Annotated in this window: 12 protein-coding genes; 1 reads left to right on the top strand and 11 read right to left on the bottom strand. The window is 71.9% G+C overall.

The window, feature by feature from the left end; all coding sequences use genetic code 11:
- Positions 1 to 14 precede the first annotated feature (14 nt).
- Together hemL and LL946_RS11375 are read right to left on the bottom strand one after the other, a co-directional pair.
- Positions 15 to 1,364, bottom strand: coding sequence for a glutamate-1-semialdehyde 2,1-aminomutase (hemL, locus tag LL946_RS11380; protein WP_404380710.1), 1,350 nt, complete (start codon positions 1,362 to 1,364; stop codon positions 15 to 17).
- A 17-nt stretch (positions 1,365 to 1,381) separates the two neighbouring features.
- A complete protein-coding gene (locus LL946_RS11375; protein WP_404380708.1) occupies positions 1,382 to 1,876 on the bottom strand; it encodes a MarR family winged helix-turn-helix transcriptional regulator in 495 nt (164 codons plus the stop codon).
- Between the two features lie 161 nt (positions 1,877 to 2,037).
- Between LL946_RS11375 and LL946_RS11370 the strand changes: the two genes are divergently transcribed.
- Positions 2,038 to 2,580 carry a YceI family protein gene (locus LL946_RS11370; RefSeq protein WP_404380707.1) on the top strand — a complete coding sequence of 181 codons (543 nt, stop codon included), beginning with the start codon at positions 2,038 to 2,040 and terminating at the stop codon, positions 2,578 to 2,580.
- Positions 2,581 to 2,658: 78 nt separating this feature from the next.
- Here the strand turns inward: LL946_RS11370 and hemB are convergent, their stop codons facing one another.
- The 9 genes from hemB to LL946_RS11325 all read right to left on the bottom strand — a co-directional run bounded on the left by hemB (position 2,659) and on the right by LL946_RS11325 (position 11,402).
- On the bottom strand, positions 2,659 to 3,630 hold the full coding sequence (gene hemB / locus LL946_RS11365; RefSeq protein WP_404380705.1) for a porphobilinogen synthase: 972 nt from the start codon (positions 3,628 to 3,630) through the stop codon (positions 2,659 to 2,661).
- A gap of 14 nt (positions 3,631 to 3,644) precedes the next feature.
- Positions 3,645 to 5,270, bottom strand: a complete 1,626-nt coding sequence (locus tag LL946_RS11360; protein ID WP_404380703.1) for a uroporphyrinogen-III synthase — start codon at positions 5,268 to 5,270, stop codon at positions 3,645 to 3,647.
- 3 nt (positions 5,271 to 5,273) lie between these two features.
- A complete protein-coding gene (hemC, locus tag LL946_RS11355) occupies positions 5,274 to 6,227 on the bottom strand; it encodes a hydroxymethylbilane synthase (protein WP_404380701.1) in 954 nt (317 codons plus the stop codon).
- Positions 6,224 to 7,549 carry a glutamyl-tRNA reductase gene (locus tag LL946_RS11350; protein WP_404380699.1) on the bottom strand — a complete coding sequence of 442 codons (1,326 nt, stop codon included), beginning with the start codon at positions 7,547 to 7,549 and terminating at the stop codon, positions 6,224 to 6,226. The genes hemC and LL946_RS11350 overlap by 4 nt, the downstream gene beginning before the upstream one ends.
- On the bottom strand, positions 7,546 to 8,235 hold the full coding sequence (locus LL946_RS11345; protein ID WP_404380697.1) for a redox-sensing transcriptional repressor Rex: 690 nt from the start codon (positions 8,233 to 8,235) through the stop codon (positions 7,546 to 7,548). Before LL946_RS11345 ends, LL946_RS11350 begins: the two co-directional genes overlap by 4 nt.
- 161 nt (positions 8,236 to 8,396) lie before the next feature.
- A complete protein-coding gene (locus LL946_RS11340; protein ID WP_404380695.1) occupies positions 8,397 to 8,693 on the bottom strand; it encodes a glutaredoxin family protein in 297 nt (98 codons plus the stop codon).
- A gap of 7 nt (positions 8,694 to 8,700) precedes the next feature.
- Positions 8,701 to 10,002 (bottom strand): 1-acyl-sn-glycerol-3-phosphate acyltransferase, encoded by a 1,302-nt coding sequence (locus LL946_RS11335; protein WP_404380693.1) that lies wholly within the window; start codon positions 10,000 to 10,002, stop codon positions 8,701 to 8,703.
- Entirely contained in the window at positions 9,989 to 10,408 is a 420-nt protein-coding gene (locus tag LL946_RS11330; protein ID WP_404380691.1) for a hypothetical protein, read from the bottom strand. Before LL946_RS11330 ends, LL946_RS11335 begins: the two co-directional genes overlap by 14 nt.
- Entirely contained in the window at positions 10,386 to 11,402 is a 1,017-nt protein-coding gene (locus LL946_RS11325) for an NAD-dependent epimerase/dehydratase family protein (RefSeq protein WP_404386867.1), read from the bottom strand. Before LL946_RS11325 ends, LL946_RS11330 begins: the two co-directional genes overlap by 23 nt.
- Positions 11,403 to 11,571: the final 169 nt, after the last annotated feature.

Here is an 11,571-nt window from a genome sequence, read left to right as displayed (position 1 = left end):
ACCTGAGCGTCCCGTCAACCGGACTGGGCCGCCGCCCGGGCCGCTGCCGGCAGCGCCTCGACGACCTGCCCGATGGCCTGGTCGTCGTGCGCGCCACTGACGAACCACGCCTCGAACGCGCTCGGTGGCAGGTGGACTCCCGACTCGAGCATGGAGTGGAAGAAGCGCCCGTATGCCGTGGTGTCCTGGTCGCGAGCCTCGTCGTAGTTCGTGACCGCGGAGTCGCGGAAGAACACCGAGAACATCGACCCGGCCCACTGGACGGTGTGGGCCACACCCTCGGCGCTGAGCGCGGCGCTGGCGGCGTCGGCGATGGTATGGGCCGTGGCCTCGAGGCGCGGGTAGAGGTCGTCGGTGCAGCCCTTGAGGGTCGCGAGGCCGGCCGCGGTGGCGACGGGGTTCCCGCTCAGGGTGCCGGCCTGGTAGACCGGGCCGAGCGGCGCGAGGTGGCTCATGACCTCGGTCGTGCCACCGAAGGCGGCCGCCGGGAAGCCACCACCCATGACCTTGCCGAAGGTGAACAGGTCCGGTGCGCCACCGGCATACGGGCCCTCGAGACCGAGCCACCCGGCCTTGCTGCAGCGGAAGCCGGTCATGACCTCGTCGGAGACGAGCAGGGCGCCGTGCTCGCGGGTGATGCGGCGCAGGGCCTCGGTGAAGCCCGGCGCCGGCGGGACGACGCCCATGTTGCCGGCGGCGGCCTCGGTGATGACGGCCGCGATCTCGCCTCCGCGCGCGGCGAAGGTGGCCTCGAGCGCGGCGACGTCGTTGTAGGGCAGGACGATCGTGTCGGCGGTCATCTCCTTGGGAACGCCGGCGGAGTCCGGGAGCGCGAGGGTGGCGACACCGGATCCGGCCGCGGCGAGAAGGGCGTCGACGTGGCCGTGGTAGCAGCCCGCGAACTTGACGATGACAGCTCGGCCGGTGACGCCGCGGGCCAGCCGCACGGCGCTCATGGTCGCCTCGGTGCCGGACGAGACGAGCCGGACCTGCTCGAGCGGCTCGATGCGAGCCACGATCTCCTCGGCGAGCAGCACCTCGTTCTCGCTCGGGGTGCCGAAGGAGAATCCCTTGGCGGCGGCGGTGCGCACGGCCTCGAGGACGTCGGGGTGGGCGTGACCGAGGATCATCGGGCCCCACGAGCAGAGCAGGTCGACGTAGCGCCGGCCGTCGACGTCGGTGAGCCACGGCCCGCTGGCCTCGGCGATGAAGCGGGGTGTGCCGCCCACGGCGCGGAACGCCCGCACCGGTGAGTTCACCCCACCGGGGATGACGCGGGTCGCGCGCTCGAGGAGGGCTGCGGAGGCCGGGGCGTCAGAGAAAGGGGCGACGGAAGAGCGGGCAGGGGTGGGGCTGGACGTCATGGCCCCATTGTCGCCCCCTACGCGATCTCGTCCTCCGGCCGGGCACCCGGCACGAGGTGCGAGCGCACCTCGGAGAAGGCGTCCCGGAGCACGCTGAGCTGCTCGGGCGTCATGAGGTCGATGAAGTGCTCGCGGACCGAGTGCACGTGGGTCGGGGCAGCACTCTCGATGAGGCGGCGCCCAGCGGGGGTGAGGGCCAGGGCGACACCGCGGCCGTCCTCGGGCGTGGGCTCGCGGCGCACCCAGCCGCGCATCTCGAGGCGCTTGGCGGTGTGGGTGACCCTGCTCCGGCTCTGGACGACGAGGTCGGCGAGGACCGACATGCGGGCCCGGTCCCCGTCCTGCTCGGAGAGCATGGAGAGCAGCTCGTACTCGGGGAGGCTGATGTCGAACTCGGTGAGGTCTCGGTCGAGGGCGACCTGGAGCTCACGGTGGGCCCGCAGGTAGGCCCGCCACGCCTGTTGCTCCTCATAGCTGAGCCAGCGGGTGCTCGACGTGTCATCCCCGGCCATGCCCGAATGCTAGCGAACTCGGACGCCACTCCCGGCACCACCGCAGACCCTAGGTGTGACCCGGATCACACCCCCTCGGCAAGAAGGTTGAAATATCTACTAATACGGTGCCGTTGAACCACGTGAAGGCACCAACCCCCAACTTCCTGAGGAGTCCACTCATGAGCACCACCCTCACCACCCAGCAGCTCCCCGCCGGCACCTGGGCCGTCGACGCCTCCCACACCGAGGTCGGCTTCGTCGCCCGTCACCTCATGGTCAGCAAGGTCCGCGGCTACTTCAAGGAGGTCTCCGGCACCGTCGAGGTCGCCGAGGACATCTCCCAGTCCGTCGTCGACGTCACCGCTCAGATCGCCTCGGTCGAGACGGGCAGCGCCGACCGCGACGCCCACCTCAAGAGCGCCGACTTCTTCGACGCCGAGCAGTTCCCGGTCATGACCTTCCGCTCGACCTCCTTCGACGGCGAGACCCTCACCGGTGAGCTCACCATCAAGGACGTCACCAAGCCGGTGACCTTCGACGTCGACTTCGGTGGCGTCGGCCAGGACCCGTGGGGCAACACCAAGGCCGGCTTCGAGGCCACGACGACCGTCAACCGCAAGGACTGGGGCCTCACCTGGAACGCCGCGGTCGAGGGTGGCGGCGTCCTCGTCTCCGACAAGATCACGATCAACATCGACGTGCAGCTCGCCAAGCAGGCCTGACAGCCTCGTGCGCAACTGATTGCGCCTAACTTCACCCCCGCAGGGCCTTCGGGCCGGCGGGGGTGAAGTTTTGCGCAATCAGATGCGGTTGGCGACGTCGAGGGCGCTGTAGGTCAGGATGACCTGGGCGCCGGCCCGACGGATGTGCAGCAGCGACTCCATCACGGCTCGGTCGCCGTCGATCCAGCCGCGCTCGGCGGCCGCCTTGATCTGGGCGTACTCGCCCGAGATCTGGTAGGCCGCGACCGGCACGGACGACGTCTGAGCGGCCATCGCGATGATGTCGAGATGGGTCTGCGCCGGCTTGACCATGATGATGTCGGCGCCCTCGGCGAGGTCGAGCTCGATCTCGCGCAACGCCTCCGTCGCGTTGGCCGGGTCCTGCTGGTAGGTCGCGCGGTCCCCCACGAGCGAGGACTGCACGGCTTCGCGGAACGGCCCGTAGAGCGCTGACGTGTACTTCGCGGCGTAGGCGAGCAGGATCGTGTCCTGGAAGCCGGCCTCGTCGAGAGCCTCCCGCACGAACGCCACCTGGCCGTCCATCATCCCGCTCAGGCCGAGCACGTGCGCACCGGCGCGGGCCTGCGCGAGGGCCATCGCGGCATACCGGAAGAGGGTCGCGTCGTTGTCGACGCGGCCCTGCTCATCGAGCACCCCGCAGTGGCCGTGGTCGGTGAACTCGTCGAGGCACAGGTCCGCCATGACGACGAGGTCGTCGCCGACCGCGTCACGCACGGCACGCAGGGCGACGTTGAGGATCCCGTCCTCGGCGTCGGCCCCGGAGCCCACGGCGTCCTTGGCCGCGTCGTCGGGAACGCCGAAGACCATGATCCCGCCGAGCCCGGCCTCGACGCAGCGGCGCGCCTCGTCGGCGAGCGAGTCGAGGGTGTGCTGGACGACGCCGGGCATCGCCTCGATCGGCTGCGGCTCGTCGATGCCCTCACGGACGAAGACGGGCAGGACGAGCTCGGCCGGGTGCAGCCGCGTCTCGGCGACGAGCCGCCGAACGGCCGGCGACTGGCGTAGCCGACGAGGCCTCACCGGCAGCATCGGCGACCGTCCCGTCACTTCGCGCGACGCCGGGCGGTGGGCCGCTTCTGGCTCGGGCGCACCGCACTCTCGCCGGCCTCGGCAGCCGTCAGCGCCAGCGACCGACCGTGGTCGGCAAGGGCGTCGACGAGCTCGTCCGCGGACGGCTCGGGCGCGAGGACGTCGACCCGCAGGCCGCACTCCTCGGCGGTCTTGGCCGTGGCCGGCCCGATGCACGCGATGACCGTGGACGGGTGCGGCTTGCCGGCGATGCCGACGAGGTTGCGCACCGTCGAGCTCGACGTGAAGACGACCGCGTCGAAGCTGCCGCTCTTGATCGCGTCGCGGATCTCGGCAGCAGGCGGAGCGGCGCGAACGGTCCTGTATGCCGTGACGTCGTCCACCTCCCAGCCCATGTCCTGGAGCCCGGCGACGAGGGTCTCGGTGGCGATGTCGGCACGCGGGAGGAACACGCGGTTGATCGGGTCGAGCAGCTCGTCGAAGGGAGGCCACTCGTCGAGCAGGCCCTTGGCCGACTGCTCGCCCTCGGGGACGAGGTCGGGGTTGATGCCCCAGTCGCGCAGCGCCTCGGCGGTGACGCCACCGACGGCAGCGACCTTGAGCCCGGCGAACGAGCGGGCGTCGAGCCCGAACTCCTCGAACTTCTCGCGGATCGCCTTGACGGCGTTGACCGACGTGAAGCCGACCCACTCGTAGCGGCCGGTGACGAGGCCCTTGACGGCCCGCTCGATCTGCTGCGGGGTGCGCGGCGGCTCGACGGAGATGGTCGGGACGCTCGTGGCCCCGGCGCCGTAGCGCTCGAGGCGGCGCACCATCGAACCGGCCTGGTCCTTGGTGCGGGGCACGAGGACGTTCCAGCCGAAGAGCGGCTTGGTCTCGAACCAGGACAGCGAGTCGCGCAGGGCGACGGTGTCGCCGACGACGGCCAGCGCCGGGAACTGCATCGCCTTGGCGGCCTTGGCGACCTCGCCGAGCGTCGTCGTCACCGTCACCTGCTGCACGGTGGTGCCGCGCTCGGTGATGGCGACGGGCGTCTCCTCGGCCCGACCGGCGTCGCGGAGCGCCTCGAGGGTGCCGACGAGGGTGTCGGGCTGACCGAGGACGACGACGGTGACCGACGGGTCGGTCGCGACCGAGACGTCCTTGATCTTCTGGCCTGCGGTGATGACGTGGATGCCACGCGAGCTCGTCGTCGTGAGGGGCACGCCGGCGTAGGTCGGGACAGCGCTCACCGAGCTCACGCCCGGGACGACCTCGAAGGGCACGCCGGCCTTGACGCAGGCCGCGGCCTCCTCGGCGAGCCCGTTGAAGGTCGCCGGGTCACCGTCCATGAGGCGGACGACGAGGCCACGCGGGTGGGCCTTGGCCGCCTTGACGACGAGCTTGGCCCGGGAGGCGTGGGTCAGGGGCTGTCCGTGCTCGCCGTGCCCGGCGTCGATGATCTCGACCTCGGGACGAGCGTGGCGCTCGACCACCTGTTCACGGGCGACCTGGTCGATGACGACGGCGTCGGCCTCGGCGAGGTACTCGAGGGCGCGCACCGTCATCAGTCCGGCGTCCCCGGGGCCGGCGCCCACGAAGGCGACCCGCGCGGGGGTGCGGGCGGGGGTGGTCGGTCGATTCGAGCGGGTGGTGCTCACTGGTCACGCTCCGGGACGTTCGGTGTGGACGGTGGGGCTGGTGGTCAGGGGTGCGAGGTCGGCCGCGCCGTCCTCGAGGAGGAGTCGGGCCAGGCCGCGGCCCACGGCGTCGGCGTCGGACGGGGAGCCCGCGGCGGAGCGGCGGACGTCGCCGCTGCCGTCGATGCTCGCGACGACCGCACGCAGCGACAGCTCGTCGCCCTCGTCGCCGAGGACGATCTCGGCGAGGGCGCCGATGGGTGCGGAGCACCCGGCCTCGAGCTCGGCGAGGACGGCACGCTCGGCGACGACGCAGGCACGGGTGTCGGCGTCGTCGAGGGCGGCCACGGCGTCGCGGGTGGCGGCGTCGTCGGCCCTGACCTCGACGGCCAGCGCGCCCTGGCCCGGGGCCGGGAGCATCTGGATCGGGTCGAGGACCTCGGTGACGACATCGGCTCGCCCGAGCCGGCGCAGGCCGGCGTGGGCGAGGACGACGGCGTCGAGCGCCCCGGTGGTGACCTTGCCCAGGCGGGTGTCGACGTTGCCGCGCAGCTCACGCAGCTCGAGTCCGAGCCCGAGCGCCTCGAGCTGGGCCCGGCGCCGGGGTGAGCCGGTGCCGACGGTCGAGCCGGCGGGCAGCTCGCCGAGGGTGAGGCCGTCGCGGGCGACGAGGGCATCGCGGGGGTCCTCGCGGGTGGGGATGGCCGCGACCACGAGGTCGTCCTCGGGCGTCGTCGGCAGGTCCTTGAGCGAGTGCACCGCGAGGTCGACGCTGCCGTCGCGCAGCGCCTCGCGCAGGGCCGAGACGAAGACGCCGGTGCCGCCCATCGTCGCGAGCGGGGTGGTGCGGTCGCGGTCGCCCTCGGTCGTGATCTCGACGAGCTCGACCTCGTGCCCGAGGGCACGCAGGCGGTCGGCGACCCACGTGGACTGCGTGGTCGCCAGCGACGAGCGGCGGGTGCCGAGGCGCAGGGTCATCGGCCGACCTCCTCGTCGTCGGTCACCGGGATGACCGGCGGCGTGGACACGACCGACACCTCGCGGGGGTCGAGGTCGAAGAGCTCGCTCAGGGCCTTGGCATAGCTGCCGCCCTGGCCGTTCTGCGCCATCTCCTTGACGCGGACGGTCGGAGCGTGGAGGAGCTTCTCGACGATGCGGTGCACGGCGCGCTGGACCTCGGCACGGTGGGCGTCGCCGAGGTCGGGGGTGCGCCGTTCGAGGCGGGCCATCTCGTCGTCGACGACCTCCTGGGCACGGGTGCGCAGGGCGGCGACGGTCGGGGCGACGGCCTCGGCGGACCGCTCCGTCAGGTAGGCGGCGACCTCGCCGGTGACGATGTCGCGGGCGTCCCGGACCTGAGGCACGTCGCCGGCGTGGCTCAGCGCGTCGCCGAGCTCGGCGAGACCGATGCGGGTCACGCCGTCGAGGTCGGCGACGGAGAGGTCGACATCGTGCGGCAGGGCCAGGTCGACGAAGAGCTGGGGGCGGCCGCCACGGGCTTGCTGGGCCGCGACGACGTCGTCGGCGGTGACGACGACACCGGTGGCGCCGGTGCTGGAGATGACGATGTCGGCGTCGACGAGCGCGGTCGTGCGCTCGTCCCACGAGAGCGCGACCCCGTCGACCCGGGCTGCGAGACGCTCGGCGCGCGCGAAGCCGCGGTTGACCACGGTCACCGACTCGGCGCCGGCCTGGCTCACGGTCGTCGCGGCGAGGGCACCCATGCCCCCGGCCCCGATGACGAGCACGCGAGCACCGTCGATGGGGCCGACGACGTCGTCCGCGACGCCCAGGCCGACACCGACGAGCGAGCGGCTCACGTCGTCGATCCCGGTCTCGGTGTGGACGCGTTTGCCGACGCGGAGTGCCTGCTGGAGAAGGGTGTTGAGCGCCGGCCCCACGTGCCCGCGGCGCTGCGCGCGACTCAGGGCCTCACGGAGCTGGCCGAGGATCTGCGCCTCGCCGACGGCCATCGAGTCGAGTCCGGCAGCGACCGAGAACGCGTGGGCGATGCCACGGTCCTCGTAGTGCACGTAGAGGTGGGGCTGGAGGTCCGGGAGCGGCACGCCGGTGGCCGCGGCCAGTGCCTCGGACACGTCGGTGAGGGCTCCGTGGAAGGTCAGACCCTCGGCGTAGACCTCGGTGCGGTTGCAGGTCGAGACCACGACCGCCTCGACGACGTGCTCGGAGCCGACGATGGCCGACTCGAGTCGTCCACGCGAGGCCGGGTCGAGCGCCGCCGCCTCGAGGAGGCCGATCGGGGCGCCGTGGTGCGACAGTCCGAGGACGAGCAGGCTCACAGGGCCACCCCCTCGACCGACGACTGGGCGAGGTCCAGCTCACCGGTGCGACGCTGCTCGTGGAACGCGAGGATCTGGAGCTCGGTCGACATGTCGACCTTGCGAACCATGACGTCGTCGGGCACGTCGAGCACGCAGGGCGCGAAGTTGAGGATCGAGCGCACCCCGGCCTCGACGAGGCGCTCCGCGACGTCCTGCGCCGAGTCGGCCGGCGTCGCGATGACACCGATCGCGAGGCGGTCGTCGCGCACGAGCGACTCGAGGTCGGTCATGGGGCGGATCCGCAGGTCCCCCACCGAGGTCCCGACGAGCTCGTCGTCGCGGTCGAGGATCGCGATGACGTTGAAGCCGCGCGTCGTGAAACCGCTGTATGCCGCGAGCGCGCGCCCGAGGTTGCCCATGCCGATGATCGCTACCGGCCAGTCCTGGGTGAGCCCGAGCGCGGTGGAGATCTCGTAGGCGAGGCGGTCGACCGCGTAGCCGACGCCGCGCACGCCATAGGAGCCGAGGTGCGAGAGGTCCTTGCGCAGCTTGGCCGAGCTCACTCCCGCCGCAGCCGCGAGCTCCTCCGAGCTCACCGAGCTGATGCCCCGCTCCGCGAGGCTCGTGAGGGCCTGGAGGTATCCGGGGAGTCGCGCCACGGACGCATCGGGAATCCCCCGGCGGGCTGCGACGTCGGCGGACACGAGGCCTTCGACTCCTGTTCAGAAGGGTGGTGGTGCCCGATCAGCGTACGCACTTGTGAAGGGATGCACAAAGTCACGAGCGGACCCCGAGACGGAGCACAGATCGCCCTCTGGTACAAGCGGGCGGTGTAACCGCTTCCGCCACTCCGGAGCCGCCGGAGTCAGGCCTGCGGTCGCTCCAGCGCCGCGCGGAGCCGGTCCGCGTCGACGCGCCAGAAGTCGTGCTGCCGACCGTCGACGAGCGTCACCGGGATCTCCTCGGCGTAGCGCGCCATGAGCTCGGGCTCGTCGAGCACGGACCGCTCGACGAAGGACTCCCCGAGCTCGTCGGTCACCTGCGCGACGACGGCCCGGGCCGCGTCGCAGAGGTGGCAGCCGGGCTTGCCGATGAGGGTGACCCGCGCCTCGGGCGCAGGGCGCTCGTCGGGGGCGGGGGCTGGGTCGGGACCGGACGGCATACGGGCCTCAGAAGAAGATGGAGCGGCGCTGCATGAGCAGCGAGTAGAGGGTCTGCTGGATCGTCTCGCGGACCTGGTCGGTGAGGTCGAAGACGAGCATGGGGTCGTCGGCGGCTGCGGCGCCGTGGCTCGCGGTCTCGATCGGTGCGCCGAACTCGATGATCCACTTGCTCGGCAGCGGGATGAGCCCGAGCGGCCCGAGAAGCGGGAATGTCGGGGTGATCGGGGCGTAGGGCACTCCGAGGAGGCGTGCCACCGTCTTCATGTTGCCGAGGATCGGGGCGATCTCCTCGGCGCCGACGACCGACGTCGGGATGATCGGCGCGCCGGCCTTGAGGGCTGCCGACACGAACCCGCCCCGGCCGAAGCGCTGGAGCTTGTAGCGCTCCTTGAACGGCTTGCCGACGCCCTTGAACCCCTCGGGGAAGACACCGACGAGCTCGCCCTTGGCGAAGAGCCGGTCGACGTCGTCGCCGGTCGCCAGGGTGGAGCCGCCACGGCGGGCGAACGACCCGAGCACCGGGGTCTGGAAGACGAGGTCGGCGCCGAGCGCCCGCATGATCCGGTGCCTGGGGTGCTCGTCGTGGATGGCCTGCGCGACCATGAGCGAGTCGATGGCGATCGTGCCCGAGTGGTTGCTCACGATGAGGGCGCCACCCTCGTCGGGGATGTTCTCGAGTCCACGCACCTCGACCCGGAACCAGTTGCGGTAGATCGGGCGCAGCATCGGGAAGATCACGTGCTCGGCGAAGTGCTCGTCGTAGCCGAACTCGTCGACCGAGTAGTCCCCCTCGAGCCGACGACGGAGGAAGGCCAGGGTCGCGGCGATCCGGCGCTCGATCTCCTCCGGGGAGATGCCGGCGCCCTGGGCGGCCATCCGCATCGCGGCGATGGACGCGCTGAGCAGCTCCTCGATCCCCGGCACCGGCAGCGACATGTCGGTCTGGGTGGCGGTGGGGTCCGGGGACGCGGGCCGGACGGGAGTCAGCGCGGGCTTCGGCTCCGCCACGGTGGCCACGCGCAGGTGCCGGCGGGCCGCCTCGTCCGCGGCGCGCTTGGCCCTCGGGCTCGTCGGTCGCACGCCGGCCTGCTTGGTCGCCTTGGCCGACGCCTTCGCCCGGACGGTGGGGTGCGGCCGGTGGGCCCGGCGCGTGGCGGGCGAGGCTGCGCTTCCCGCTTCCGTGTCGGCGGCCGGCTTGGCCTTCGGCGAGGCGGCCGGCTCGGCGGCCGACCTCGGCGCGGGCTCAGGGGTCGTCCTCGGCGCGGGGTCAGGCGTGGGAGCGGCGGCCCTCGGCTCAACGGGAAGCACGTCGTCGACCTGTGCCGACAGCAGCGGTGTGGACCTTCGACGGGCTCGCTCGCCCGAGGCCCGGGCTGCGCCGGCGGCGACCGAGGACGATCGACGTGCAGGAGCCTTCTTCGGTGACGTCTTCGTCGCGGAGGTGGCGCGCCTGGACGTCGCAGTCCTCGTCGTGGAGGCGGCGGTCCTGGTCGCGGCGGGCTTCGTGGCGGCCGCCTTCGTCGTCGCCGTCTTCGTCGTCGCCGTCTTCGTCGCCGCGGACTTCGTCGTTGTCGTCGCCGTCTTCGTGGCCGCGGAAGTCGCCTTCGTCGCCGCGGACTCCTTCGCGGCTGGCTTCTTCCCGACCGGCTTCTTCGCGGCTGGCTTCTTCGCGCCGGACTTCTCGGTGGCCATCAGTGCCGCCCTCCTGTCGCACGTCCGAACACCTGCTGGGCAGCCCCCGCGAGCCCGCCCACGACTCCGCTCACCGCGTCGAACGACGGGACCACCGGGGTCACCGTGCGCGCGAAGTCCTCGAACGCCGCGCGCGTGGAGAAGGAGGGGTTGAACCCGAAGGTCCTCCGCATCACCGTCGTGTCCATGCCGCGCCCGAAGGCGAGGAAGGTCATCTGGTCGGGGCTGAAGTCGACGAGGCCGAACCTCTTGCCGAGACCACCGAGCGGCCCGGCAGCCGCCATGGGCACGAGGACGAAGGGCCGACGCACGATCGCCGCGGCCTGCAGGACGGTGAGCACACCGTCGCCGGCGACGTTGACCACGCCGGTCGTCGAGCCCGTCACTCCGCGCGCGAGCGCGGCGATGGCGTCGTCCTCGTGGACGAACTGCAGGCGCGCGTCGTAACCGAACGGGACGGGGATGACGGGCAGGTTGAAGTAGTCGGTGATCGACGTCCGGATCCGCGGGCCGATGATGTTCGCGAAGCGCAGGGTGAGGATCTCTGCGTCGGGACGGCGCCGGGCGAAGCCGCGCACGTAGCCCTCGACCTCGATCGAGTCCTTGCCGAAGCCGGAGGACGGCAGCCGCTTGGCCGTCATCTCCTCGGTGAACATGGCAGGGTCGCGCGGCGTCGAGCCGTAGACCGCCGCCGTCGACTTCACGACGAGCCGCTTGACCGTCGACGCCTTCTGGCACGCAGCGAGCAGCTGCATGGTGCCGATGACGTTGATCTCCTTCTGCGGAGTGCGTCCTCCGGCGAAGGTGGGCGTCGCGATGACGTTGGCGTGGACCACGGTGTCGACATCGCCCTGAGCGATGACCTTGCCGATCATCGGGTTGCGGATGTCCGCCCGGACGAATTCGGCGCCGCCGAGGTCACGCGGCGGCGGGATGACGTCGACACCGATCACCTTGTCGACACCGGGGTCGGCCGCGAGCCGGCGAGCGAGGACCCCACCGATATAGCGGGACACCCCCGTCACGAGAACCACCTGGCCCACGGGTCCTGCCTCCCTCGGTCGACATCGTCGTGCCCGACCCTACTTCGTCGCCCCCACGGCACGGCACTCTTGGAGGGAGAGGCCCGTCACCCGAGACGGGGGCGATGGGTGGGCGCGGGTCCCACGCTCCGCATGGGCCGGC

This window comes from Knoellia locipacati, from assembly GCF_044791685.1.
Lineage (GTDB): Bacteria > Actinomycetota > Actinomycetes > Actinomycetales > Dermatophilaceae > Knoellia > Knoellia locipacati_A.
The sequence above is the reverse complement of the archived record's forward strand: the minus strand, read 5'-3'. Positions and strand labels throughout refer to the sequence as shown.